The organism is Rugamonas brunnea (genome assembly GCF_014042345.1).
Taxonomy (GTDB): domain Bacteria; phylum Pseudomonadota; class Gammaproteobacteria; order Burkholderiales; family Burkholderiaceae_D; genus Rugamonas; species Rugamonas brunnea.
The window spans coordinates 140,988-165,552 of sequence record NZ_JACEZT010000005.1 but is presented as its reverse complement, the minus strand read 5'-3'; the positions used below and the strand labels follow the sequence as shown (position 1 = coordinate 165,552).

Annotated in this window: 37 protein-coding genes; 1 reads left to right on the top strand and 36 read right to left on the bottom strand. The window is 60.3% G+C overall.

What is annotated here, in order from left to right:
* Positions 1-88: 88 nt before the first annotated feature.
* Together H3H37_RS09845 and H3H37_RS09840 are read right to left on the bottom strand one after the other, a co-directional pair.
* A complete protein-coding gene (locus H3H37_RS09845; protein ID WP_182161877.1) occupies positions 89-1,447 on the bottom strand; it encodes an ATP-binding protein in 1,359 nt (452 codons plus the stop codon).
* Positions 1,444-2,172, bottom strand: a complete 729-nt coding sequence (locus H3H37_RS09840) for a response regulator (protein ID WP_182161875.1) — start codon at positions 2,170-2,172, stop codon at positions 1,444-1,446. The genes H3H37_RS09845 and H3H37_RS09840 overlap by 4 nt, the downstream gene beginning before the upstream one ends.
* 197 nt (positions 2,173-2,369) lie before the next feature.
* On the opposite strand from H3H37_RS09840, the gene H3H37_RS09835 reads away from it, so the two are divergent.
* Positions 2,370-2,846, top strand: a complete 477-nt coding sequence (locus H3H37_RS09835) for a Spy/CpxP family protein refolding chaperone (RefSeq protein WP_182161873.1) — start codon at positions 2,370-2,372, stop codon at positions 2,844-2,846.
* A 114-nt stretch (positions 2,847-2,960) separates the two neighbouring features.
* On the opposite strand, the gene dsbD is transcribed toward H3H37_RS09835, so the two are convergent.
* From dsbD to rpsL, 34 genes are all read right to left on the bottom strand, one after another.
* Positions 2,961-4,895 carry a protein-disulfide reductase DsbD gene (dsbD, locus tag H3H37_RS09830; protein ID WP_182161871.1) on the bottom strand — a complete coding sequence of 645 codons (1,935 nt, stop codon included), beginning with the start codon at positions 4,893-4,895 and terminating at the stop codon, positions 2,961-2,963.
* Between the two features lie 146 nt (positions 4,896-5,041).
* Positions 5,042-5,437, bottom strand: coding sequence for a 50S ribosomal protein L17 (rplQ, locus tag H3H37_RS09825; protein WP_182151361.1), 396 nt, complete (start codon positions 5,435-5,437; stop codon positions 5,042-5,044).
* Positions 5,438-5,570: 133 nt separating this feature from the next.
* Complete coding sequence (locus H3H37_RS09820; protein ID WP_072786829.1) at positions 5,571-6,548, bottom strand: DNA-directed RNA polymerase subunit alpha; 978 nt, start codon at positions 6,546-6,548, stop codon at positions 5,571-5,573.
* A 208-nt stretch (positions 6,549-6,756) separates the two neighbouring features.
* Complete coding sequence (rpsD, locus tag H3H37_RS09815; protein ID WP_161040888.1) at positions 6,757-7,380, bottom strand: 30S ribosomal protein S4; 624 nt, start codon at positions 7,378-7,380, stop codon at positions 6,757-6,759.
* 251 nt (positions 7,381-7,631) lie between these two features.
* A complete protein-coding gene (gene rpsK / locus H3H37_RS09810) occupies positions 7,632-8,036 on the bottom strand; it encodes a 30S ribosomal protein S11 (RefSeq protein ID WP_008444339.1) in 405 nt (134 codons plus the stop codon).
* A gap of 14 nt (positions 8,037-8,050) precedes the next feature.
* Positions 8,051-8,416: a 30S ribosomal protein S13 gene (gene rpsM / locus H3H37_RS09805; protein WP_008444337.1), complete on the bottom strand. Its 366-nt coding sequence runs from the start codon at positions 8,414-8,416 to the stop codon at positions 8,051-8,053.
* A 27-nt stretch (positions 8,417-8,443) separates the two neighbouring features.
* Positions 8,444-8,557, bottom strand: coding sequence for a 50S ribosomal protein L36 (gene rpmJ, locus H3H37_RS09800; RefSeq protein ID WP_005663407.1), 114 nt, complete (start codon positions 8,555-8,557; stop codon positions 8,444-8,446).
* A 32-nt stretch (positions 8,558-8,589) separates the two neighbouring features.
* Positions 8,590-8,808: a translation initiation factor IF-1 gene (infA, locus tag H3H37_RS09795; RefSeq protein WP_005663428.1), complete on the bottom strand. Its 219-nt coding sequence runs from the start codon at positions 8,806-8,808 to the stop codon at positions 8,590-8,592.
* A 21-nt stretch (positions 8,809-8,829) separates the two neighbouring features.
* Positions 8,830-10,164, bottom strand: a complete 1,335-nt coding sequence (gene secY / locus H3H37_RS09790; protein WP_182151364.1) for a preprotein translocase subunit SecY — start codon at positions 10,162-10,164, stop codon at positions 8,830-8,832.
* A gap of 32 nt (positions 10,165-10,196) precedes the next feature.
* Positions 10,197-10,628: a 50S ribosomal protein L15 gene (rplO, locus tag H3H37_RS09785; protein ID WP_182161869.1), complete on the bottom strand. Its 432-nt coding sequence runs from the start codon at positions 10,626-10,628 to the stop codon at positions 10,197-10,199.
* Between the two features lie 27 nt (positions 10,629-10,655).
* Positions 10,656-10,835 (bottom strand): 50S ribosomal protein L30, encoded by a 180-nt coding sequence (gene rpmD, locus H3H37_RS09780; protein ID WP_182151366.1) that lies wholly within the window; start codon positions 10,833-10,835, stop codon positions 10,656-10,658.
* A gap of 10 nt (positions 10,836-10,845) precedes the next feature.
* On the bottom strand, positions 10,846-11,364 hold the full coding sequence (gene rpsE / locus H3H37_RS09775; protein ID WP_182161867.1) for a 30S ribosomal protein S5: 519 nt from the start codon (positions 11,362-11,364) through the stop codon (positions 10,846-10,848).
* A 9-nt stretch (positions 11,365-11,373) separates the two neighbouring features.
* Entirely contained in the window at positions 11,374-11,736 is a 363-nt protein-coding gene (rplR, locus tag H3H37_RS09770; RefSeq protein ID WP_182151368.1) for a 50S ribosomal protein L18, read from the bottom strand.
* Between the two features lie 13 nt (positions 11,737-11,749).
* Entirely contained in the window at positions 11,750-12,283 is a 534-nt protein-coding gene (gene rplF, locus H3H37_RS09765) for a 50S ribosomal protein L6 (RefSeq protein ID WP_182161865.1), read from the bottom strand.
* A 10-nt stretch (positions 12,284-12,293) separates the two neighbouring features.
* Complete coding sequence (gene rpsH / locus H3H37_RS09760) at positions 12,294-12,689, bottom strand: 30S ribosomal protein S8 (protein WP_093556907.1); 396 nt, start codon at positions 12,687-12,689, stop codon at positions 12,294-12,296.
* 14 nt (positions 12,690-12,703) lie between these two features.
* Positions 12,704-13,009 carry a 30S ribosomal protein S14 gene (rpsN, locus tag H3H37_RS09755; protein ID WP_182151370.1) on the bottom strand — a complete coding sequence of 102 codons (306 nt, stop codon included), beginning with the start codon at positions 13,007-13,009 and terminating at the stop codon, positions 12,704-12,706.
* Positions 13,010-13,016: 7 nt separating this feature from the next.
* The gene (gene rplE, locus H3H37_RS09750) at positions 13,017-13,556 is read right to left on the bottom strand and encodes a 50S ribosomal protein L5 (RefSeq protein ID WP_182161863.1); all 540 of its coding nucleotides are present in this window, start codon (positions 13,554-13,556) and stop codon (positions 13,017-13,019) included.
* A 6-nt stretch (positions 13,557-13,562) separates the two neighbouring features.
* On the bottom strand, positions 13,563-13,877 hold the full coding sequence (rplX, locus tag H3H37_RS09745) for a 50S ribosomal protein L24 (protein WP_182161861.1): 315 nt from the start codon (positions 13,875-13,877) through the stop codon (positions 13,563-13,565).
* A gap of 9 nt (positions 13,878-13,886) precedes the next feature.
* On the bottom strand, positions 13,887-14,255 hold the full coding sequence (rplN, locus tag H3H37_RS09740; RefSeq protein ID WP_008444317.1) for a 50S ribosomal protein L14: 369 nt from the start codon (positions 14,253-14,255) through the stop codon (positions 13,887-13,889).
* 264 nt (positions 14,256-14,519) lie between these two features.
* A complete protein-coding gene (rpsQ, locus tag H3H37_RS09735; RefSeq protein ID WP_182151372.1) occupies positions 14,520-14,792 on the bottom strand; it encodes a 30S ribosomal protein S17 in 273 nt (90 codons plus the stop codon).
* A complete protein-coding gene (gene rpmC, locus H3H37_RS09730) occupies positions 14,789-14,980 on the bottom strand; it encodes a 50S ribosomal protein L29 (protein WP_182151373.1) in 192 nt (63 codons plus the stop codon). Before rpmC ends, rpsQ begins: the two co-directional genes overlap by 4 nt.
* A 12-nt stretch (positions 14,981-14,992) precedes the next feature.
* Positions 14,993-15,412: a 50S ribosomal protein L16 gene (rplP, locus tag H3H37_RS09725; protein ID WP_056404292.1), complete on the bottom strand. Its 420-nt coding sequence runs from the start codon at positions 15,410-15,412 to the stop codon at positions 14,993-14,995.
* 2 nt (positions 15,413-15,414) lie between these two features.
* Positions 15,415-16,224: a 30S ribosomal protein S3 gene (gene rpsC, locus H3H37_RS09720; RefSeq protein ID WP_182151374.1), complete on the bottom strand. Its 810-nt coding sequence runs from the start codon at positions 16,222-16,224 to the stop codon at positions 15,415-15,417.
* Positions 16,225-16,233: 9 nt separating this feature from the next.
* Positions 16,234-16,566, bottom strand: a complete 333-nt coding sequence (gene rplV / locus H3H37_RS09715) for a 50S ribosomal protein L22 (RefSeq protein WP_182162140.1) — start codon at positions 16,564-16,566, stop codon at positions 16,234-16,236.
* Positions 16,563-16,838, bottom strand: coding sequence for a 30S ribosomal protein S19 (rpsS, locus tag H3H37_RS09710; protein ID WP_008444295.1), 276 nt, complete (start codon positions 16,836-16,838; stop codon positions 16,563-16,565). The genes rplV and rpsS overlap by 4 nt, the downstream gene beginning before the upstream one ends.
* A gap of 9 nt (positions 16,839-16,847) precedes the next feature.
* Positions 16,848-17,675 carry a 50S ribosomal protein L2 gene (rplB, locus tag H3H37_RS09705; RefSeq protein WP_182161859.1) on the bottom strand — a complete coding sequence of 276 codons (828 nt, stop codon included), beginning with the start codon at positions 17,673-17,675 and terminating at the stop codon, positions 16,848-16,850.
* Positions 17,675-17,989 carry a 50S ribosomal protein L23 gene (gene rplW / locus H3H37_RS09700; RefSeq protein ID WP_182151376.1) on the bottom strand — a complete coding sequence of 105 codons (315 nt, stop codon included), beginning with the start codon at positions 17,987-17,989 and terminating at the stop codon, positions 17,675-17,677. The genes rplB and rplW overlap by 1 nt, the downstream gene beginning before the upstream one ends.
* Positions 17,986-18,606, bottom strand: coding sequence for a 50S ribosomal protein L4 (rplD, locus tag H3H37_RS09695; RefSeq protein WP_182161857.1), 621 nt, complete (start codon positions 18,604-18,606; stop codon positions 17,986-17,988). Before rplD ends, rplW begins: the two co-directional genes overlap by 4 nt.
* A gap of 3 nt (positions 18,607-18,609) precedes the next feature.
* The gene (gene rplC / locus H3H37_RS09690) at positions 18,610-19,266 is read right to left on the bottom strand and encodes a 50S ribosomal protein L3 (protein ID WP_182151378.1); all 657 of its coding nucleotides are present in this window, start codon (positions 19,264-19,266) and stop codon (positions 18,610-18,612) included.
* A 255-nt stretch (positions 19,267-19,521) separates the two neighbouring features.
* A complete protein-coding gene (gene rpsJ / locus H3H37_RS09685; protein ID WP_117014469.1) occupies positions 19,522-19,839 on the bottom strand; it encodes a 30S ribosomal protein S10 in 318 nt (105 codons plus the stop codon).
* Between the two features lie 125 nt (positions 19,840-19,964).
* The gene (gene tuf, locus H3H37_RS09680) at positions 19,965-21,155 is read right to left on the bottom strand and encodes an elongation factor Tu (RefSeq protein WP_182161783.1); all 1,191 of its coding nucleotides are present in this window, start codon (positions 21,153-21,155) and stop codon (positions 19,965-19,967) included.
* 67 nt (positions 21,156-21,222) lie between these two features.
* On the bottom strand, positions 21,223-23,328 hold the full coding sequence (gene fusA / locus H3H37_RS09675) for an elongation factor G (RefSeq protein ID WP_182161855.1): 2,106 nt from the start codon (positions 23,326-23,328) through the stop codon (positions 21,223-21,225).
* Between the two features lie 116 nt (positions 23,329-23,444).
* Positions 23,445-23,915 carry a 30S ribosomal protein S7 gene (gene rpsG, locus H3H37_RS09670; RefSeq protein WP_008444271.1) on the bottom strand — a complete coding sequence of 157 codons (471 nt, stop codon included), beginning with the start codon at positions 23,913-23,915 and terminating at the stop codon, positions 23,445-23,447.
* Positions 23,916-24,060: 145 nt separating this feature from the next.
* Positions 24,061-24,444 (bottom strand): 30S ribosomal protein S12, encoded by a 384-nt coding sequence (gene rpsL, locus H3H37_RS09665; RefSeq protein ID WP_182161853.1) that lies wholly within the window; start codon positions 24,442-24,444, stop codon positions 24,061-24,063.
* Between the last annotated feature and the right edge of the window lie 121 nt (positions 24,445-24,565).

Sequence of the window (24,565 nt, the reverse complement as noted above, 5' to 3'; positions counted from 1 at the left end):
TTGGTAGAAAGTATTGCCGCCGGGCATAAGCGAAGCATTGTCGCATATTCGCGGGGGCGCCGGAGCGCCCCCCGTCAAGCTGGACAGCTCAGCGGCCGGCGTAGTATTCGGGCACGATCAGCGTCACTTCCAGGCCGCCTTGCGCATGGTTGGCCAGCATCAGGCTGGCGCCGTGCTGCTCGGCGATGTTGCGGGCGATGGTCAGGCCCAGGCCGGTGCCGCCGGAGGCGCGCGAGCGCGACGATTCGATGCGGTAGAACGGTTCGAACACGCGCGCCATCTGTTCCGGCGCGATGCCGGGGCCGCCGTCGCGGATGCGGATGCGGGACGCGCCCACCATGCGTTCCACCGTCACGTGCGCGTACTGGCCGTATTTGACGGCGTTGTCGAGCAGGTTGACCAGGCAGCGCCGGATCGCCAGCGGCCGGCCCATCAGCGCCATGGCGGCCTGGCCCTTGAGGTCCACCTGCTGGCCGCTGTCGGCCGCGTCCGAGCAGACGCTGTCGAGCAGCGAATCGAGGTCCAGCGCCTGCATGGTTTCCGTGGTGTCCATGCTGCGCGCCAGGTCCAGCCCTTCCTTGACCATTTGCTGCATGGCCGACAGGTCGTCCACCAGGCGCTGCTGCAATTCTTCGTCGCGCACTTTTTCCAGCCGCAGGCGCAGGCGCGTGAGCGGTGTCTGCAAATCGTGGGTGATGGCGGCCAGCATTTCCGTGCGCTGGGAAATGTGCTGGCGGATGCGGGCCTGCATGGCGTTGAACGCGCCGGCCGCCTGGCGGATTTCGGACGCGCCGCTGATGGCCAGCGGCGGGCGGTTGATGTCGTTGCCCAGGTCCTTGGCCGCCTGCGCCAGTTGCTTGAGCGGACGCATGGCCATGCGCGCCACGAAATACGCGAGCACGGCGATGCTGAGCAGGAAAGGCAGCAAGGTCAGCGGCTCGTTGCGCCCCCCGCCCGGTGGCGGACGCGGCGGCAGCACGGACAGCTTCATCATGGCGCCATCGTGCATGCGCACCAGCATGGTTTCGCAGGCGCCGTGCCACTGCCTGGGGCCGAACAGGGTAATGGGCTTGCGCGGCTGATCGCATTCGGCCGGCCGCTCGGCCAGCGGGTGGAGCGTGAAGCCGGTGCCCAGCCGGTCCTGCAAGGCTTGCGTGAATTCCGTGGCCGGCAAGGCGCGCGCGACGGCGGCCGGGCCTGCCGGCTCCAGCCGCACGCTGCCCCGGCTAGCCACGCGCAGATAGGTCGCGCGCGATGCCTCGGGCACCACGTCGGCCGTCGTGATCAACTGCTCGGCCCGCTCAACGGCGTGGAAGTCGCGGTAGCGTTCCAGCGTGCGCGTGCGTTCGCTCACGGCCAGCCACTGGGTCAGCGCGGCCGAGGCGATGATGCCCAGCAGCAGGACCAGGAACACACGCCCGGTCATCGACCCGATGAAGGCTTTCACGCCTGCGGCTCCACGGCGACCTGGCCGGCCAGCACGTAGCCGCCGTTGCGCACGGTCTTGATGATTTGCGGCAGCCGCGCATCCTCGCCCAGCTTCTGGCGCAGGCGACTGATCTGGATGTCGATCGAGCGGTCGAACGGGTCGGCGTCGCGGCCTTGCGTGAGGTTCAGCAGCTGGTCGCGGTTGAGCACGCGGTTCGGGTGTTCGAGGAACACCTTGAGCAGGCGGTATTCGGCGCCCGACAGCATGATCACCAGGCCGTCCGGATTGAGCAGGTGGCGCGCCGTCAAGTCCAGTGTCCAGCCGGAGAAGCGGATGCGCTCGGCCTTGTCGCCGCCGTGGCTGGCCGGCATGGCGTTACTGCGGCGCAGCACGCTGCGGATGCGCGCCAGCAGCTCGCGCGGCTCGAACGGCTTGGGCAGGTAATCGTCGGCGCCCATTTCCAGGCCCAGGATGCGGTCCAGCGGCTCGTTGCGGGCCGTCAGCATGATGACCGGCAGGGTTGAATGGGCGCGCAGCTTGCGGCACAGCGTGAGGCCGTCGTCGCCGGGCAGGTTCAGGTCCAGCACCACCAGGTCGGGCCGCGATTCGTCCAGCAGCTTCCACATGGCCGTGCCGTCGGCCGCACCCAGCGTGCGGTAACCGTTGGTTTCCAGGTAATCGGCCAGCAGGGTGCGGATGTCGCGATCGTCGTCAACGATCAGAATTGTCGAGATGGATTCCATGTGTCCATTATCGCCAGTTTGGCCGCGCCTGACCAAGGGCCATTTGTATCGGCTTGTAGTGGGCCCTTGCCAGGGAAACAGTTTGATACAAAAACCGGCAATGGAGACACTTGGTCGAAACACGGGCCTGCCACCATATGTTCCATGAGACGAGCGAGAGCGCTGCGTCTCCCCACGACTTAGATAAAGGAAGCACCATGAACACCGTACGCAAAAGCATCCTGATCGGCATGACCGTGCTGGGCCTGGCAGGCGCCAGCGCCGCCGCCCTGGCCGACGACACGGCCGGCCGCCACGACTGGCAGGCCAACAGCGAACAGCGCCAGGCCCGCATGGCCGACATGTTCGCCAAGCACCAGGCCAAGCTGCACGACCTGCTCAAGCTGACGGCGGCCCAGGAACCGGCCTGGACGGCTTACCAGAATGCCATCAAACCGGCCGCGCCCGCCGAGCACTTCGACCGCGCGGCCATTGCCAAGATGCCGGCCCCGGACCGTTTGGCCAAGATGATTGACCTGAGCAAGCAGCGCACGCTGACCATGGAAGGCCACCTGGGTGCGCTGAACACCTTCTACGGGCAGCTGACGACGGAACAGAAGGCCATTTTCGATGACCACGTGATGGGCGGCGCCCACGGCCCGCATGCGATGATGGGCCGCCACCACCGCCAGTGAGGCAGCGATACGCCCGCAGTGGGCCGGTCGTAAGCAGGCAATGCGCCGGCATTGAGCCTGCGATAAGCAGGCCATGAACACGTGCGGCACCCGGCATGGCCGGGCGCCGCCTTTTTATTGCGGCAGCCGCGACAGCGACTGCAGGAACTTGTCGGCGTCCTGGAAGCCGATCACCCGCGCATCGGCCAGCTCCTGGCCCTTGCCGTCGAACAGGATGATGCCCGGCGGGCCGAACAGGTGGAAACGCTTGAGCATGGCCTTGTCGGCTTCATCGTTGGCCGTCACGTCCACTTGCAGCAGCACCGTGTTGGCCAGCCGCGCACGCACGGCCGGGGCCACGAAGGTCAGCTTTTCCATTTCCTTGCAGGACACGCACCAGTCGGCGTAGAAGTCCAGCATGGCGCTCTTTCCGCCCGTCTGGGCCAGCACGGCATCGAGTTCTTCCACCGTCTTCACGCGTTTGAACGGCAGCGGCTGCACCGCGCCTTGCGCCTGCAAATGCGCCAGCGGCGCCAGCACGTCGCGGCCGCCCGTGCTCACGCCCACCAGTTGCACCAGGCCCAGCGCGGCGAACACCACACCGGCGCTCTTGGATGCCCAGTGCCCGGTCTTGTTGCGCAGCAGGTAGACGCCGTAGCCGACCAGCAACGCGGTCCAGCCCAGCATCTGCACCGCCGCCGGCAGCACGGGCGACACCAGCCACCATGCCATGGCCAGCAGCAGCACGCCGAAGAAGCGCTTGACGTCATCCATCCACAACCCCGCCTTGGGCAGCAGCGTACCGGCCGACACGCCCACCAGCAGCAGCGGCACGCTCATGCCCACGGCCATCGCGAACAGGGCACTACCGCCGATGACAACGTCGCGTGTCTGGCTGATGTAGACCAGCGCACCAGCCAGCGGCGCGGCCACGCAGGGGCCGACGATCAGGGCCGAGATGGCGCCCATCACGAACACGCCAGCCAGCTTGCCGGCCGCCTGGCGGTGCGACATGGCGCTGAGCCGGGTTTGCAGCGCGGCGGGCACCTGCAGGTTGTAGTAGCCGAACATGGACAGCGACATGGCGGCCATCAGCAAGGCGAACGCGCCCAGCACCCACGGGTTCTGCAAGGTGGCGGCCAGCCCTTCACCGATCAGGCCGGCGGCCACGCCCAGCGCCGTGTAGACGATGGCCATGCCCAGCGAATACATGGCCGACAGCAGCAGCCCGCGCGCGCGGCTGGCCTTGGCGCCCTCACCCACGATGATGAACGACAGGATGGGCACCATGGGCAACACGCATGGCGTGAATGCCAGCCCCAGGCCCAGCAGCATGAACAGCGGCACGATGACGAGCAGCTTGCCGCCCTTGAGCGCCGCTTCCACATTGCCCGGCTGGGCTGGCGCGGCGGCCGGGACGGGCGCGCTGGCTGCCGGCGCCACCACCGTCGTTTCCGGCGTGGGGACGGCGTTGACCGTGACACCGGGCGAGACCGGCGCGGATGGGACGGCAGACTGGGTGGCCGGGGCCGACTGGCTGGCGCCGCCCGGCGGCGTGCCCTGGCCCAGCGCCAGCGCGGCCAGGCCGGGCTTGCCGCTGGCCGTCAGCGTGGCCTTGGCCTCCTGCGGTGCGTAGCACAAGCCCTTGTCCGAGCAACCCTGGCCGGTCGAGACCAGCGTGAAGCTGCCGCTGGCGTCGACCGGGATGGTGATGGTCACGCTGCCGCGATAGGTTTCCACGTTCTTCTGGAACGTTTCATCGAAGTGGATCTTGCCGGGCGGGATGGCCGGTGCGCCCAGCGTGGCGCCCTGGGCCGCGAACTTGAAGCGTTCGCGGTACATGTAGTAGCCGTCCGCGATCTGGTAGGTGACGGCCACCGTGTGCGGATCGGCCATGCGGGCCGAGAAGCGGAAGGCGGCGTCGGGCTCCAGGTAATCCTCGTCGGCGCGGGCCGGGCGGCCGGCGGCCAGGGCCAGCAGCACTGCCAGCAGCAGCAACGAGGACAGCAGCGCACGGCCCAGGGCAGGCAGGGTGCGGGGGCGGGCAAAAGTCAGGGCGAGTCGTGGCATAACGTAATCGGTAACGACGGATTGGGCTCAACGGGCAATAGTACACCGGCCCGCCCTCCCCCGTCTGAGCACGGCCTTAAGATGAATGGCCGAAAAGCAAAAAAGCCAGGCAGAGCCTGGCTTTTCTGACATGACAACAACCGAAATTACTCGGCGGTTGGCGCGTCTTCCACAGCGGTGACTTCTGGACGGTCCAGCAGCTCGACGTAAGCCATTGGAGCGTTGTCGCCAACGCGGAAGCCCATTTTCAGGATACGCAGGTAGCCGCCGTTACGGGCAGCGTAGCGTGGGCCCAGTTCGGCGAACAGCTTGACAACCATTTCGCGGTCGCGCAGGCGGGAGAAAGCCAGACGCTTGTTGGCCAGGGTGTCGGTCTTGCCCAGGGTCAGGATAGGCTCGACAACGCGGCGCAGTTCCTTGGCTTTTGGCAGGGTGGTCTTGATGGCTTCATGACGCAGCAGGGAAACGGTCATGTTGCGCAGCATAGCCAGACGGTGGGACGAGGTACGGTTCAGCTTACGGAGGCCGTGACGGTGACGCATGGTACTTCCTTTCGATGATGTTTAAATCCGAGTTCTTCGATCGCTGCCGCCAGGGCGGGAGCGCGGACCGGTTCTAGGGGATAAACGCCCGGCGCAACATGCGCCGGGCGGTACTGCATTACTGCTGTGGCAATTACTTTTCCAGGCCGGCAGGCGGCCAGTTTTCCAGTTTCATGCCCAAGGTCAGGCCGCGCGAAGCCAGCACTTCCTTGATTTCGTTCAGGGACTTGCGGCCCAGGTTCGGCGTCTTCAGCAGTTCGTTTTCCGAACGCTGGATCAGGTCGCCGATGTAGTAGATGTTTTCCGCTTTCAGGCAGTTGGCCGAACGGACGGTCAGCTCCAGGTCGTCCACCGGACGCAGCAGGATAGGATCGACCAGCGGAGCGCGCGATGGCGCTTCGGCGGCCGCTTCCGTGCCTTCCAGGGCAGCGAACACGTTCAACTGGTCGACCAGCACGCGGGCCGACTGGCGGATCGCTTCTTCCGGCGAGATCACGCCGTTGGTCTCGATGTTGATGATCAGCTTGTCCAGGTCGGTACGCTGTTCCACACGGGCCGATTCCACGAAGTACGACACGCGGCGCACTGGCGAGAACGAAGCGTCCAGGATGATGCGGCCGATGGTCTTGTTGGTGTCTTCCGACAGGCGGCGCACGTTACCGGGCACATAGCCGCGGCCTTTTTCGACCTTGATCTGCATGTCCAGTTTGCCGCCGGCCGTCAGGTGGGCGATCACGTGGTCCGGGTTGATCAGTTCCACGTCGTGGGGCAGATCGATGTCCGAAGCCAGCACGGCGCCTTCGCCTTCCTTCTTCAGGGTCAGGGTGACGGAATCACGGTTGTGGACTTTGAAGACCACGCCCTTCAGGTTCAGCAGCAGGTCGACCACGTCTTCCTGCACGCCGTCGAGCGACGAGTATTCGTGCACGACGCCGGCGATCGTCACCTCGGTGGGTGCGTAGCCGATCATCGACGACAGCAGCACGCGGCGCAGCGCGTTACCCAGGGTGTGGCCGTAGCCGCGTTCGAACGGCTCCATCACGACTTTCGCGTGGCCGGCGCCCAGCGCCTCGACATCGATAATACGTGGTTTCAACAAACTGTTTTGCATGAAATGTCCTTTTCAATACCCTCGGCACGTTACGCCGATAAGGCTGATGGCATTAAAAGCCGCTTCAAAAAGCCCATGGCGTCGTTGTGGCGCCTTGCCGTGCAGGCGCACTGTCTTCGGCGCCACGCCTCGCCACGGTCATTTTGAAACGGCTTCTTAGTGAAAACGCCCACTCCGAAGAGTGGGCGGGAATTACAACCGACTACGATTAACGCGAGTACAGTTCGACGATCAGCGATTCGTTGACGTCGTTGGCGATTTCGTTACGCTCTGGCAGGGACTTGAAGGTGCCTTCCATTTTCTTGGCGTCAACCGACACCCAGCTTGGCATACCGACTTGTTCAGCCAGCGACAGCGCTTCGATGATACGGGTCTGCTTCTTCGACTTTTCGCGCACGGCGATCACGTCGCCCACTTTCACGGAGTACGAAGCGATGTTGACCACTTGGCCGTTCACGGTGAAGGCTTTGTGCGATACCAGCTGGCGCGCTTCAGCGCGGGTCGAGCCGAAGCCCATGCGGTAAGCGACGTTGTCCAGACGGGTTTCCAGCAGCTTCAGCAGGGTTTCGCCGGTGTTGCCCTTGCGGCGGTCGGCTTCAGCGAAGTAGCGGCGGAACTGACGCTCGAGGACGCCGTACATGCGCTTGACCTTCTGCTTTTCGCGCAGCTGGTTGCCGTAGTCCGAGGTGCGGGCACCCGATTTGACGCCGTGCTGGCCTGGCTTGACGTCCAGTTTGCACTTGCTGTCGAGCGAGCGGCGTGCGCTCTTGAGGAACAGGTCCGTACCTTCACGGCGGGACAGTTTTGCTTTTGGTCCGATATAACGTGCCACGATGCTTCCTTTTTATAAATAATAACGCCCCAGCTACATGCTTGCATGCAGTTAGGCGCTAGTCTGATCCGCGTTTGGCCAGACGTGGCTGAAAACGAAAAACCCGCCGAACAGGTTCGACAGGCGACAACAGCCGGGCAGTATAACCGTTTCCGGCTCCCTGCTCCAGCGATTTTTGGTGCTGCTTTGAAACGGGGTACTGCGGTACAGAAGGCTGGCGGGCGGGCGAACCCGCCGCCGCCGACTGTGCTTTAGATACGACGACGCTTCGGAGGACGGCAGCCGTTGTGTGGCACTGGGGTCACGTCCTGGATCTCGGTGATCTTGATGCCCAGGTTGTTCAGTGCGCGCACTGCGGATTCGCGACCAGGACCAGGGCCCTTGATGCGCACTTCCAGGTTCTTCACGCCGCATTCCACGGCGACTTTACCAGCTGCTTCAGCCGCAACCTGCGCTGCGAACGGGGTCGATTTACGCGAACCCTTGAAGCCAGCACCACCGGAGGTAGCCCACGACAGAGCGTTGCCCTGGCGATCGGTGATGGTGATGATGGTGTTGTTGAAGGAAGCGTGCACGTGCGCGATACCTTCGGCAACGTTCTTCTTGACCTTCTTACGAACGCGAGCTGCTGCTGCGCTGCTTTGTTGCTTAGCCATGTGATTTCCCTAGATTATTTCTTGAGCGATTGTGCGGCTTTGCGCGGGCCCTTGCGGGTACGTGCATTGGTGCGAGTACGCTGGCCGCGGACCGGCAGGCCCTTACGGTGACGCATACCACGGTAGCAACCCAGGTCCATCAAACGCTTGATGTTCATGGACAGTTCGCGGCGCAGATCGCCTTCGACGATGAATTTCGCTACTTCATCGCGCAGCTTTTCCAGTTCGCTGTCGTCCAGGTCCTTGACCTTCTTGTTGGTCGCGATGCCCGTTGCGGCGCAGATGAACTTCGCGCGTGGGCGGCCAACACCGTAGATGGCCGTCAGGCCGATAACGGTGTGCTGATGATTGGGGATATTAACCCCTGCAATACGTGCCATTCGTTATTCCTCGATAAATAACGGTTATTAACCTTGACGCTGCTTGTGGCGTGGTTCGACGCAGATGACGCGAACAACACCCTTGCGCTTGATGATCTTGCAGTTGCGGCAGATCCGCTTGACTGAGGCGTTAACTTTCATTTTGCACTCTCTTCTTGGTTCAATATTGTTGGTTACTTGGTCCGGAACACGATGCGGGCCCGGCTCAAATCATAGGGTGTCAGTTCTACCGTCACCTTGTCGCCAGGAAGAATGCGGATATAGTTCATCCGCATTTTACCCGAAATATGACCGAGCACCACGTGTCCGTTTTCCAGCTTCACTCGAAATGTTGCATTCGGCAGATTCTCGAGAATCTCGCCCTGCATCTGTATGACGTCGTCTTTTGCCATTCGGTATGTTTGAAACCGCGCTTATCGCGTCGGAATTCCGCCTTTGAAGTTTGCTTTGCGCAGCAGCGATTCATATTGCTGCGACATCACGTAGTTTTGCACTTGCGCCATGAAGTCCATGGTCACAACCACAATAATCAACAGAGAAGTACCACCAAAATAGAACGGTACTTTCCACTCGGCTTGCATGAATTCCGGCAACAAACACACCAGGGTGATGTAGATTGCGCCTGCCAGAGTCAATCGGGTCAGGATCTTGTCGATGTAACGGGCTGTCTGCTCACCGGGACGAATCCCTGGCACGAAGGCCCCGCTCTTCTTCAAGTTATCCGCGGTTTCTTTGCTGTTGAACACCAAAGCGGTGTAGAAGAAGCAGAAAAACACGATTGCAATGGCGTACAGCAGGGCGTGCATAGGCTCGCCTGGACCCATCGATGCTGCCACATCCTTGAGGAAGCGGATCACCGGGTTGGCCGGATTGGCGCCCTTGGCGAACCAGTCCAGGATCGTGGCCGGGAACAAGATGATCGACGATGCGAAGATCGGTGGGATCACGCCAGCCATGTTCAACTTCAATGGCAGGTGCGACGTTTGTCCACCGTAAATCTTGTTACCGACCTGGCGCTTAGCATAATTCACCAGAATCTTGCGCTGGCCACGTTCCACAAACACCACGAAGAACGTTACCGCCGCCACCAGGGCCACGATGATGATCGCCGAGAAGCTGCCGATCGAACCGTTGGCGACCTGGGAGAACAAGCCCCCCAGTGCGTTCGGCAGACCGGCGGCGATACCGGCGAAAATGATGATGGAGATGCCATTACCCAAGCCACGCTCGGTAATCTGCTCCCCCAGCCACATCAGGAACATGGTGCCAGTCAACAGCGTCACGACCGTCACGAAGCGGAACCCCAGGCCTGGATCCAGCACCAGGCCGGCTTGGGATTCCAGGGCGACTGCGATACCGAACGCCTGGAACATCGCCAGCGCCACCGTGAAATACCGGGTGTACTGGGTGATCTTGCGTCGGCCTGCTTCGCCTTCTTTTTTGAGCGCTTCCATCTGCGGCGACACGATCGACAGCAATTGCATGATGATCGAGGCCGAGATGTAAGGCATGATACCCAGCGCAAACACCGTGAAGCGCGAGAGCGCGCCACCGCTGAACATGTTGAACATGCCCAGGATGCCACCCTCTTGCGACTTGAACAGCGCGGCTAATTGTACCGGATCGATCCCGGGTACCGGGACGTGAGCGCCGATACGATAAACCACCAATGCGCCAAGCAGGAACCAGAGCCGGCCCCAGGGGAATCCGGCTGCAGCACTCTTAGCAAGTTGTGGATTAGTCGCCAATTTTCGCTCCGATCAAGCTGTTAGCGGACAACTCAGGCTACCGAGCCGCCGGCTGCTTCGATGGCTGCCTTGGCGCCAGCGGTCACTTTCAGGCCCTTGAGGTTCACCGCTTTGGTGATCTCGCCGGACAGAATGACGCGCACGTCGCGGGCCAGCACGTTCAGCACGCCAGCTTGCTTGAGCACCAGGATGTCGACATCGCCCACGGCCAGGTTGTTCAGGTCGGACAGACGCACTTCAGCTTTGAAGGTGGCGTTGAGCGACTTGAAACCGCGCTTAGGCAGACGGCGTTGCAGCGGCATCTGACCGCCTTCGAAACCGACTTTGTGGAAGCCGCCCGAACGCGATTTTTGACCTTTGTGACCACGGCCCGAGGTTTTACCCAGACCGGAGCCGATACCGCGGCCGACGCGACGCTTAGCGTGCTTGGCGCCTTCGGCTGGTTGTATGGTATTCAGTTCCATGTTTTCTCCGTACGTAAGCCCGCAGGCTTACGCAACAACTTTAACGAGGTACGAGACTTTGTTGATCATGCCGCGCACGGATGGGGTGTCCTGCAACTCGCGTACCGAGTTGACACGACGCAGGCCCAGGCCGCGTACGGTGGCACGGTGGTCTTCACGCGTGCCGATCAAGCCCTTGACCAATTGTACTTTGACAGTTTTCGTCATGATGTCCACCTTAGCCCAGGATCTCTTCCACCGACTTACCGCGCTTGGCGGCGATGTCAGCAGGAGTACTCATTTTTGCCAGACCGTCCAGCGTGGCGCGAACCAGGTTGTAAGGGTTCGACGAGCCGGTGGATTTGGCCACCACGTCCGTCACGCCCATTACTTCGAAGATTGCGCGCATAGCGCCGCCGGCGATGACGCCCGTACCAGGCTTGGCTGGGCTCATCATCACTTTCGAGGCGCCGTGACGGCCCTCTACCGTATGTTGCAGGGTACCGTTCTTCAGAGGCACCTTGATCAGGTTGCGACGGGCTTCTTCCATTGCCTTCTGCACACCGACTGGTACTTCCTTCGACTTGCCCTTGCCCATGCCGATGCGGCCATCGCCGTCACCGACCACGGTCAGCGCGGCGAAACCCATGATGCGACCACCCTTGACCACTTTGGTCACGCGGTTGATCGCGATCATTTTTTCGCGCATGCCATCATCAGGCTTATCGCCCTGCATTTTTGCTTGCATTTTTGCCATGATCGTTCCTTAGAACTTCAGACCGGCTTCGCGCGCGGCTTCTGCCAGCGCCTTCACACGGCCGTGGTAACGGAAACCGGAGCGGTCGAACGCGACTTCGGTGATTCCTGCTTTCAGTGCTTTCTCTGCGACGCGCTTGCCGACCAGTGCGGCAGCGGCGGCGTTGCCACCCTTGCCCGACTTGCCAGCCAGTTCGTTGCGCACTTCGACTTCGGCCGTGGAGGCCGACACCAGTACTTTGGCGTCCGGCGAGATCAGGTTCGCGTAGATGTGCAGGTTGGTGCGGTGGACCGACAGGCGGTTCACTTTCAATTGCGCGATCTTGATCCGGGTTTGGCGTCCGCGGCGCAGACGTGATTCTTTCTTGTCCATCGTCAGCCCCTAGTTACTTCTTCTTGGTTTCTTTGATCTTCACCACTTCGTCCGAATAACGGACGCCCTTGCCCTTGTAAGGCTCAGGGGCGCGGTAAGCGCGAACTTCAGCGGCCACTTGGCCCACTTGCTGACGGTCGATGCCTTTGATGACGATCTCCGTTGGCGTAGCGGTGGCGCAGGTGACGCCCGCTGGCATGGTGTGCACGACAGGGTGCGAGAAGCCCAGCGACAGGTTCAGCTTGTCGCCTTGCGCTTGCGCCTTGTAACCCACGCCGACCAGGTTCAGCTTCTTCTCGAAGCCCTTGGTGACGCCGGTGACCATGTTGTTGACCAGGGCGCGCAGCGTGCCGGACATGGCGTTGGCTTCGCGGCTGTCGTTGACCGGTTCGAAATTCAGGGTACCGGCGTTGTTTTCCACCTTGACCAGGCCGTTCAGGCCCTGGGTCAGGACGCCCAGCGGGCCCTTGACGGTGATCGCTTGTGCGGAGATGGCGACATCAGCGCCAGCTGGCACAGCGATTGGCATTTTAGCTACTCGAGACATGTGTAACTCCTTATGCGACGTAGCAGATGACTTCGCCGCCGACGCCGGTGGCGCGGGCTTTGCGGTCAGTCATGACGCCTTGCGGGGTCGACACGATCGCCACACCCAGGCCGTTCATCACGGTTGGGATCTCGTCCTTGCCCTTGTAGACGCGCAGGCCTGGACGGGACACGCGCTCGAGGCGCTCGATGACGGGACGGCCAACATAATACTTCAAACCGATTTTCAGTTCCGCCTTGCCACCAGCTTCGGCGACGGCGAAATCTTCAATGTAACCCTCGTCCTTGAGGACGTTGGCAATCGCTACTTTGACTTTCGACGATGGCATGGCCACGGTCGTTTTTTGAACGCCCTGGGCGTTGCGAATGCGGGTCAGCATATCGGCGATAGGATCGCTCATACTCATTGCTTATTCTCCTATTACCAGCTTGCTTTAGTCATACCCGGGATCTCACCACGCATGGCGAATTCACGGAGCTTGATACGGCCCAGACCGAATTTACGGAAGGTGCCGCGTGGACGACCGGTGACGGCGCAACGGTTGCGCTGGCGAGTCGGGTTCGAGTTACGTGGCAGGGCCTGCAGTTTCAGGCGCGCTTCGTAACGCTCTTCTTCCGATTTCGACTGGTCATCGATGATGGCCTTCAGCGAAGCGCGCTTGGCGGCGAACTTGTTCGCCAGGTCGACACGTTTCTGCTCACGGTTAATCAGTGCGAGTTTTGCCATGATCTACTTAGTTCCTGAACGGGAATTTAAAGGCGGCGAGGAGCGCTTTCGCTTCGTCGTCGGTCTTGGCGGTGGTGGTGATGGAGATGTTCATACCACGCAGCGCATCGATCTTGTCGTACTCGATTTCCGGGAAGATGATCTGCTCTTTCACGCCGATGTTGTAGTTACCACGACCATCGAAGGAACGGCCGGACACACCGCGGAAGTCGCGCACGCGTGGCAGGGCCACGGTGATGAAGCGATCCAGGAACTCGTACATGCGAGCGCCGCGCAGGGTGACCATGGTACCGATCGGGTAGCCTTCACGGATCTTGAAGCCTGCAATAGCTTTACGGGCCTTGGTGACGACCGGCTTCTGGCCGGCGATCTTGGTCAGGTCGCCTACTGCGTGCTCAATGATCTTCTTGTCCGCGACCGCTTCCGACAGACCCATGTTCAGGGTGATCTTGGTCAGACGTGGAACTTCCATCACCGTTTTGTAACCGAATTTCGCGGTCAGGTCGGCGATGACCTTTTCTTTATAGAATTCTTGGAGACGTGCCATGATTTCTTAAGCCTTCACTACTTCGCCGGAGGACTTGTAGACGCGGACTTTCTTGCCGTCCACTTCCTTGAAGCCCACGCGGTCTGCCTTGCCAGTCGCAGCATTGAACAATGCCACGTTGGACACGTGAATCGGCATAGTCTTATCGACGATACCACCTTGTACGCCAGTCATAGGGTTAGGCTTGGTCGCTTTCTTGGCGACGTTGATGCCTTCAACCACGACGTGCTCAGCGTCGACGCGACGCGAAACGACGCCGCGCTTGCCCTTGTCTTTCCCGGTCAGCACGATGACTTCGTCGTTTTTACGAATCTTATCCATTACGACTCCTTACAGGACTTCCGGTGCCAGGGACACGATCTTCATGAACTTTTCAGTGCGCAGCTCGCGCGTCACTGGTCCAAAAATACGGGTACCGATCGGTTCCAGCTTGGCGTTCAGCAGCACGGCGGCATTGCCGTCGAACTTGACCAGGGAACCGTCTTGGCGACGCACACCTTTGGCGGTGCGCACAACCACGGCGTTATAAATTTCACCTTTTTTGACACGGCCGCGTGGCGCAGCAACCTTCACGGTCACCTTGATCACGTCGCCGATGCCAGCATAACGGCGCTTGGAGCCGCCCAACACCTTGATGCACATGACTTCCTTGGCACCGGTGTTGTCGGCCACTTCGAGCCGGCTTTCAGTTTGAATCATAGTATTCTCTTTCCCAACTTAAGCCGAAGAATCCACACAATGCGGACCTGCGGTCAGTCTTGGTCCCGCCAGCGGCGCCCATGCAGGCCCCGATGTTTGGGTGCTTGACCTTCGTACTGCACTGACCGCACGGTTCAGCGTCTGTGGCCAGACACTTTGCGGCGTTACATGAACGAAGCCCGCAAGTATTACATACAATTTGCGGGCTTGCAAGAACTAATTAAAAACACCCCCCGACCGTTGCCGGGCGGGAGGTTTTTCTAATTAAACGATTTGTGCGGCTTGCACCACACGGGTCACGGTCCATGCCTTGGTCTTCGAGATCGGGCGACCTTCCACGATTTCCACCGTGTCACCGGCTTTCACCTGGTTGGTCTCGTCGTGCGCATGGTACTTGTTGGAGCGCACGATGATCTTGCCGTACAAAGGATGTTTGACGTGACGTTCGATCAGAACGGTTACGGTCTTGTCCATTTTGTCGGACACCACTTTACCGATCAGCGTGCGCTTGAGCGGCTTTTTCACTGGTTCGGTCATTTGGCTTCCTTGGTGTTCATTACCGTTTTTACACGCGCGATGTCGCGGCGTACCTTCTTGAGCTGCGAAGTGTTGCTCAGCTGTTGCGTTGCCACTTGCATACGCAGACCAAACTGGGCCTTCAGCAGATCGTTCAGCTCTTGTTGCAGAGCTGCCTGGTCTTTGCCGCGGAGTTCAGATGCTTTCATATTTCACTCCTCTTATTGGCCAACCTGGCGCACCACGAAGGTGGTTGCCAGCGGCAGTTTGGCAGCGGCCAGACGGAACGCTTCACGCGCCAGCTCTTCTGCGACGCCATCCATCTCGTACAGGACTTTGCCTGGCTGGATTTCAGCGACGTAGTACTCGGGGTTACCCTTACCGTTACCCATACGGACTTCGGCAGGCTTGTTCGAGATTGGCTTGTCCGGGAACACGCGGATCCAGATCCGGCCACCACGCTTGATGTGACGGGTCATGGCGCGACGTGCTGCCTCGATTTGACGGGCCGTGATACGGCCGCGGGCAACGGCTTTCAGACCGAACTCGCCGAACGACACGGCGGTGCCGCGGCTGTGCGAGATACCGGTGTTACGGCCCTTCTGCTCTTTACGATACTTTCTGCGTGCTGGTTGCAGCATGGTTATTCTCCTGCTTTCTCAGCTGGCGCAGCGGCCGGCTTGGCGGCACGCACACGCGCACCTGGCGCTGTGGATGGTTTCGCACCGGCTGGACGTGGGCGGCCGGCTGGTTTGCCGTCGTCACGACGTGGACCGCGGCTCTTCTTCTCGTCAGCTGGGGTCTCGATGACTGGCGCTTCGCCGGCGGCGTTGCGGTCACCCTTGTAAACCCACACCTTGACGCCGATGATGCCGTAGGTGGTCGATGCTTCGCTGGTGCCGTAGTCGATGTCAGCGCGCAGGGTATGCAGAGGCACGCGGCCTTCGCGGTACCACTCTTTGCGGGCGATCTCGATGCCGTTCAGACGGCCCGACGACATGATCTTGATGCCCAGGGCACCCAGACGCATGGCGTTTTGCATCGCACGCTTCATGGCGCGGCGGAACATGATGCGCTTTTCCAGCTGCTGGGCGATGGAATCGGCGATCAGTTGCGAATCGATTTCCGGCTTGCGGATTTCCTCGATATTGACGTGCACTGGCACGCCCATGATCTTGGTCAGTGCCGACTTCAGCACTTCGATATCTTCGCCCTTCTTGCCGATCACGACGCCTGGACGCGAGCTGTAGATGGTGAAGCGCGCGTTCTTGGCAGGACGCTCGATCACGATGCGGCCGACGGAAGCGTTCTTCAGCTTGGTCTTCAGGTAGGCGCGTGCCTTCAGGTCTTCGTTCAGCATCGAAGCGAAGTTGCCGTTGCCTGCGTACCAACGCGAGGCCCAGTTACGGGTAACCGCCAGGCGGAAACCAGTTGGATGAATTTTCTGACCCATCGTGGCTCCTTAGTTACCGACGGTCACGTACACGTGACACGATTGTTTCGAGATACGATCGCCACGACCTTTTGCACGCGCGGTGAAGCGCTTCAGGATCGGGCCCTTTTCGACGTAGATCGTTTTCACGAACAGTTCGTCGATGTCGGCACCATCGTTGTGCTCGGCGTTCGCGATCGCGGACTCCAGCACTTTCTTGATGATGGTCGCGCCTTTTTTCGGGCTGAATTGCAGAATGTTGAGCGCAGCGTCAACCTTCTTGCCGCGGATCATGTCCGCCACCAGGCGGCCTTTCTGATCCGACAAGCGCACACCCTTGAGGATAGCTTTAGTTTCCATTATTTCTTCGCCTTCTTGTCAGCGGCATGGCCCTTGAACGTGCGGGTCAGCGCGAATTCGCCAAGCTTGTGACCAACCATGTTCTCGGAGACATACACGGGCACGTGCAGCTTGCCGTTGTGCACAGCGATCGTCAGGCCGATGAAGTCAGGCATGATGGTCGAACGACGGGACCAGGTTTTGATTGGCTTCTTGTCCTTGGCAGCTTGCGCGGCTTCGACCTTCTTCACCAGGTGGGCGTCACAGAACGGCCCTTTTTTCAATGAACGAGTCATGATTTATCCTTATTTCTTGCCGCGGCGCGAGACGATCATCGACGAAGTGCGCTTGTTGCTGCGCGTCTTCTTGCCCTTGGTCTGCTGGCCCCATGGCGACACTGGGTGACGGCCCGCTGCAGTGCGGCCTTCACCACCACCGTGCGGGTGGTCGATCGGGTTCATGACCACACCGCGGACGGTAGGACGAACACCGCGCCAACGCATGGCACCGGCTTTACCGATCTTGCGCAGGCTGTGTTCGGCGTTGCCGACTTCACCCACGGTGGCACGGCACTCGATGTGCACGCGGCGCACTTCACCCGAGCGCAGACGCACTTGAGCGTAGGTGCCTTCGCGGGCCATCAGCACGACGCCGGCGCCGGCGGTACGGGCCATCTGGGCACCCTTACCTGGCAGCATTTCGACGCAGTTCATGATGGTACCGACCGGGATGTTGCGGATCGGCAGGCAGTTACCGGCCTTGATCGGGGCTTCCGCGCCGTTCATCACGGTGTCGCCGACGCTCATGCCTTTGGTGGCGATGATGTACTGGCGCTCGCCGTCGGCGTAGCACAGCAGGGCAATGTGCGCGGTGCGGTTAGGATCGTATTCGATCCGTTCCACTTTCGCAGGAATGCCATCCTTCTGGCGCTTGAAGTCGACCAGACGGTAGTGCTGCTTGTGACCACCGCCAATGTGGCGGGTGGTGATGTGGCCGTTGTTGTTACGGCCGGCGGTCTTGGATTTTTTCTCAACCAGGGCGGCGAACGGACGACCCTTGTACAGGTCGGCGTTGACCACCTTCACCATGCCGCGACGGCCTGGCGAGGTTGGCTTCATCTTAACGAGTGCCATTATTTAGCCTCCTCGGAGAAATTGATTTCCTGGCCGGGCTTCAGGCACACGAAAGCGCGCTTGGTATGGTTGCGACGGCCGATGCGGGCACCGGTGCGCTTCTGCTTACCTTCGCGGTTGACGGTCTGCACCGATTCCACTTCCACCTTGAACAGCAGTTCAACGGCGGCCTTGATTTCTGGCTTGGTCGCATCCGGGGAGACACGGAACACGATCTGTTCGTTCTTCTCCGCCACCATGGTGGCTTTTTCGGAAATGACGGGCGCCACGAGTACCTTCATCAGGCGCTCTTCGCTAAATTTCACTGCGCTCATGCCAGCATCTCCTCAATCTTAGCCAGTGCAGCTTTGGTGACCAGGATCTTCTTGTAGAACACCAGGGACATCGGGTCTGCGTGACGTGGTTCCACAACCAGCACGTTCGGCAGGTTGCGCGAAGCCAGTTCCAGGTTTTCGTTGGCGGCGTCGGTGATGATCAGCACGGAGTCCAGACCCATGCCGGTCAGCTTTTGCGACAGCAGCTTGGTCTTCGGTGCTTCGATCGTCAGGTCTTCGATGACCGACAGACGGTCTTCGCGGGCCAGTTGCGACAGGATCGAGCAGATACCGGCGCGGTACATCTTCTTGTTCACTTTATGGGTGAAGTTCTCGTCAGGCGAGTTCGGGAAGATGCGACCACCGCCGCGCCACAGTGGCGACGACGACATACCAGCACGAGCGCGGCCGGTACCTTTTTGGCGCCATGGCTTCTTGGTCGTGTGGTGAACTTCTTCACGGTCTTTCTGCTTGCGGTTACCGCTGCGAGCGTTGGCCTGGTAGGCCACAACCACTTGGTGGATCAGCGCTTCGTTGTAGTCACGGCCGAAGACGGTGTCGGCGGCAGCTACGTTCGAGGCGGCTTGACCTTGCGCGTTCAAGAGCTTGAGTTCCATCGATTAAGCTCCCTTCTTTGCTTTAACTTTAACGGCAGGCGACACGACAACCTGGCCATTTTTCGCGCCAGGTACGGCACCCTTGACCAGCAGCAGCTGGCGGTCGGCGTCGATACGGGCGATTTCGAGGTTCTGGATGGTGCGGTTGACGTCACCGAGGTGACCGGTCATGCGCTTACCTGGGAACACGCGGCCTGGATCCTGCGCCATACCGATGGAACCTGGAACATTGTGCGAACGGGAGTTACCGTGGGTCTGACGGCCCGAGGCGAAGTGGTGACGCTTGATGGTACCGGCGTAACCTTTACCGATCGTCACGCCCTGCACGTCGATCTTCTGACCGACTTCGAACAGGGAAGCGGCAACGACGTCGCCAGCTTTCAGTTCGGCAGCTTTAGCGGCGTCCACGCGGAACTCTTTCAACAGAGTACCGGCTTCAACACCTGCTTTAGCGTGGTGACCAGCGACGGCTTTGGTCACGCGGGAAGCGCGACGTTGACCGAATGCAACCTGAACTGCGGAATAACCATCCGTTTCAGGCGTTTTGATTTGCGCAACACGGTTGTTCGAAACGTCCAACACGGTGACTGGGATCGAATCCCCGTCATCGGTGAAGATACGCATCATACCAACCTTGCGACCGAGGAGGCCAAGGCTCATTTTTTCTCCATTCCCACCTACGATTGGGCGGGGCTTTGTTGAACTACAAAATTAGTACGGACCAGAAAAAGGCGAATCCATACCGAAGCCGGCTAGTGTAGCGTCATTTGGGTCTTGACGCAACAACTAAATACGGGGTATGTCAGCTTTCCGGCACGGCGCCGGCCGGCCCGCCATGAACAAGGCCGGCCTGTCCGCAATGCGGAGAGGCCGGCCCGGAGCGGCTGGCGGGACACCCCGCCGGCCTGGCAGCGATTACTGCAGTTTGATTTCGACGTCCACGCCAGCTGGCAGGTCCAGCTTCATCAGGGCGTCAACGGTCTTGTCGGTAGGATCGACGATGTCCATCAGGCGCTGGTGGGTGCGGATTTCGAACTGGTCGCGCGAGGTCTTGTTCACGTGTGGCGAACGCAGCACGTCGAAACGCTGGATGCGGGTAGGCAGAGGGACTGGGCCCTTGACCACGGCGCCGGTGCGCTTGGCGGTGTCCACGATTTCCAGGGCGGACTGGTCGATCAACTTGTAGTCGAAGGCCTTCAGGCGGATACGGATCTTTTGATTGGTAACGGACATGGTAATTCCTTCAAAGAGCGAACTGGCAACTTTGTAGCGCCAGCAATTTTAAAAAGAACGGTGGGTACTGCAAGGGCCGACATGGTAACACACCTTGTCGGCCCCTAGACGTCAACGCTTAAAAATTAGGCGATGATCTTGGCAACCACGCCGGCGCCGACGGTACGGCCACCTTCGCGGATTGCGAAGCGCAGACCTTCTTCCATTGCGATCGGGTTGATCAGCTTGACGGTGATCGACACGTTGTCGCCTGGCATAACCATTTCTTTATCGGCTGGCAGCTCGATCGAACCGGTCACGTCCGTGGTACGGAAGTAGAACTGAGGACGGTAGTTGTTGAAGAACGGGGTGTGACGGCCACCTTCGTCTTTCGACAGCACATAGATCTCGCCGGTGAAGTGGTTGTGCGGCTTGATCGAACCTGGCTTGGCCAGAACCTGGCCACGCTCCACGTCTTCACGCTTGGTGCCGCGCAGCAGCAGACCAACGTTGTCGCCGGCTTGACCCTGGTCCAGCAGCTTGCGGAACATTTCCACGCCGGTGCAGGTGGTCTTGACGGTGTCTTTGATACCGACGATTTCGATCTCTTCGCCGACCTTGATCACGCCACGCTCAACACGGCCGGTCACCACGGTGCCGCGACCCGAGATCGAGAACACGTCTTCCACAGGCATCAGGAAGGCGCCATCCACAGCGCGCTCTGGCGTTGGGATGTAGGAATCCAGGGCTTCAGCCAGTTGCATGATGGCCTGTTCGCCCAGTGGGCCGGTGTCGCCGTCCAGCGCCATACGGGCCGAACCTTTGACGATAGGCAGGTCGTCGCCTGGGAACTCGTACTTCGACAGCAGCTCGCGCACTTCCATTTCGACCAGTTCCAGCAGTTCTGCGTCGTCGACCAGGTCGCACTTGTTCAGGAACACGATGATGTATGGAACGCCAACCTGACGGGCCAGCAGGATGTGCTCGCGGGTCTGTGGCATTGGGCCGTCAGCGGCCGAGCACACCAGGATCGCGCCGTCCATCTGGGCAGCACCGGTGATCATGTTCTTGATGTAGTCGGCGTGGCCTGGGCAGTCAACGTGAGCGTAGTGACGGGTAGCGGTTTCGTACTCGACGTGCGCGGTGTTGATGGTGATGCCGCGTGCTTTTTCTTCAGGCGCAGCGTCGATCTGGTCGTAGGCTTTCGCTTCGCCGCCGAATTTCTTCGACAGCACGGTTGCGATCGCAGCGGTCAGGGTGGTCTTGCCGTGGTCAACGTGACCAATGGTGCCGACGTTGACGTGCGGCTTGGTCCGTTCGAATTTCTCTTTTGCCATTTTATTCTTCCTTAAAACAATGTGTTAAAGGGGCCGGAGGATCTCCCCGGCCGCCCAATTTTTAAAATTACTTGGCTTTCGCGGTGACGATCGCGTCGATCACATGCTTAGGCGCTTCGGAGTAGTGCTTGAATTCCATCGTGTAGGTCGCACGGCCTTGCGTTGCGGAACGCAGGGTGGTCGAGTAACCAAACATTTCCGACAGCGGCACTTCGGCTTTGATGATCTTGCCGCCGCCGCCTGGGATTTCGTCCATGCCCTGCACCATACCGCGGCGGGACGACAGGTCGCCCATCACGGTACCGGCGTAGTCTTCCGGCGTTTCCACTTCCACGGCCATCATTGGCTCCAGGATGACGGGGTTGGCGCGCTTGCAGCCTTCCTTGAACGCCATCGAACCGGCCATGCGGAACGCGTTTTCGTTCGAGTCCACATCGTGGTACGAACCGAAGGTCAGCGTGACTTTCACGTCAACCACTGGGTAGCCGGCCAGAACACCGTTCTGCAGCGTTTCGCGCACGCCTTTTTCCACCGCAGGGATGTATTCGCGAGGAACCACACCGCCCTTGATGGCGTCGACGAACTCGAAGCCCTTGCCTTGTTCCTGCGGTTCGACCGTCAGCACGGCGTGGCCGTACTGGCCGCGACCACCGGACTGCTTGACGAACTTGCCTTCCACGTCCGACACCGACTTGCGGATCGTTTCGCGGTACGCCACTTGTGGCTTGCCGACGGTCGCTTCCACGCCGAATTCGCGCTTCATACGGTCGACGATAATTTCCAGGTGCAGCTCGCCCATACCACCGATGATGGTCTGGCCCGATTCTTCATCGGTCTTCACGCGGAACGAAGGATCTTCCTGTGCCAGGCGGTTCAGGGCCAGGCCCATCTTTTCCTGGTCAGCCTTGGTCTTAGGCTCGACGGCCTGCTGAATCACAGGCTCAGGGAACACCATCTTTTCCAGCGTGATGATGGAGGCTGGATCGCACAGGGTTTCACCGGTGGTCACGTCCTTCAGGCCCACGGCAGCGGCGATGTCGCCGGCGCGCACTTCTTTGATCTCTTCGCGCTGGTTAGCATGCATCTGCAGAATACGGCCCAGGCGTTCCTTGCGGCCCTTGACCGAGTTGTAGACGGTGTCGCCGGCGTTGATCACGCCCGAGTACACGCGGAAGAAGGCCAGCTGGCCGACGAACGGGTCGGTCATGATCTTGAAGGCCAGAGCCGAGAACTTCTCGTCGTCAGCCGCTTTACGGGTGGCTGGCTCTTCGTGCTCGTCGGTGCCCGACACAGCGGCGATGTCCACTGGCGATGGCAGGAACTCGATCACGGCGTCCAGCATGGCTTGCACGCCCTTGTTCTTGAACGCGGTACCGCACATCATCGGCACGATCTCGGAAGCGATGGTACGCTCGCGCAGTGCTTTCTTGATGTCGGCTTCGGACAGGTCGCCCTCTTCCAGGTACTTGTTCATCAGCTCTTCGCTGGCTTCAGCGGCGGCTTCGACCATCTTCTCGCGCCATTCGGCGGCCGAATCGGCCAGCTCGGCAGGGATGTCCACGTAGTCGAACTTCATGCCCTGGGAAGCGTCGTCCCAGATGATGGCCTTCATCTTGACCAGGTCGATCACGCCCTTGAAGTTTTCTTCGGCGCCGATCGGGATCTGGATCAGGACAGGGTTGGCCTTCAGGCGCGCGCGCATCTGGTCGTAGACCTTGAAGAAGTTGGCGCCGGTACGGTCCATCTTGTTGACGAAGGCCAGACGTGGCACTTTGTACTTGTTAGCCTGACGCCACACGGTTTCCGACTGTGGCTGCACGCCGCCCACGGCGCAGTAAACCATGCAAGCGCCGTCCAGCACGCGCATCGAACGCTCCACCTCGATGGTGAAGTCGACGTGGCCCGGGGTGTCGATGATGTTGATGTGGTGTTCTGGGAAGTTGTTGGCCATGCCTTTCCAGAAGCAGGTGGTCGCCGCGGAGGTAATGGTGATACCGCGCTCTTGTTCCTGCTCCATCCAGTCCATGGTGGCGGCGCCGTCGTGCACTTCGCCAATCTTGTGGTTCACGCCGGTGTAGAACAGCACGCGCTCGGTGGTGGTGGTCTTACCTGCGTCGATGTGAGCGGAAATACCGATGTTGCGGTAGCGCTCAATGGGGGTCTTGCGGGCCATAATTAATCCTAAATCTTTGAATGGACAAAACCGAGCACCATTTTTTAGCTAAAAAAAATGAGCCCGGCCTCGAACAACAGATAACAGCCGGACCGCACAGGGTCCGGCCGGTTTTATTAGAAGCGGAAGTGCGAGAACGCCTTGTTCGCTTCTGCCATGCGGTGCACTTCATCGCGCTTCTTCATCGCACCGCCGCGGCCTTCAGCCGCTTCCATCAGCTCGCCGCCCAGGCGCTGTGGCATGGACTTCTCGCTGCGCTTGTTGGCAGCTTCACGCAGCCAGCGCATCGACAGGGCCATACGGCGCACTGGACGCACTTCGACTGGCACCTGGTAGTTGGCGCCGCCGACGCGGCGGGATTTCACCTCAACCAGCGGCTTGGCGTTGTTGATGGCGGTGGCGAACACTTCCAGCGGGTCTTTGCCCGACTTGGCGGCGATGTGCTCGAAGGCACCGTAGATGATGTTTTCAGCGACCGATTTTTTACCGGACAGCATCAGCACGTTAACGAACTTGGCGACATCCGTGTTGCCGAATTTAGGATCTGGCAAGATTTCGCGCTTGGGTACTTCACGACGACGTGGCATATCAATTCCTTTCAATCTTCAGTTGAGGTGCGCAGATATGGGTTCGCACTCTCACGGAAGGCCATCATAGCCATCCACTTACTCGACCCGTTGCGGTCGATTACATTCACTTAGCTCTTACTGCCACTGAGCGAAACTTGGGGTATTACTTCTTACCGGCCTTGGCACGCTTGGTACCGTACTTCGAGCGGGCTTGTTTACGGTCTTTCACGCCTTGGGTATCCAACGCGCCGCGGACCATGTGGTAACGCACACCTGGCAAGTCTTTGACACGACCGCCGCGCAGCAGCACAACGCTGTGCTCTTGCAGGTTGTGGCCTTCACCGCCGATGTACGAAATGACTTCGAAACCGTTGGTCAGACGCACTTTGGCGACCTTACGCAAAGCCGAGTTAGGCTTCTTAGGAGTGGTGGTGTACACACGGGTGCAAACGCCACGTTTTTGCGGGCTGTTTTCCAGCGCCGGCGACTTGCTCTTCACGGTCGAAGCGACGCGTGGGTTGCGAATCAGTTGATTGATGGTTGGCATCGTTCTAAATCCAACAAAGTTACAACGTTGATAACCCGGGCAGTTGCCCGGGGGCGAAAACTGAGTCCCTTTCTACACCGACAGCGGAGGCGCGAAAAGCCACTCGCGCGGGAGCGGCTAC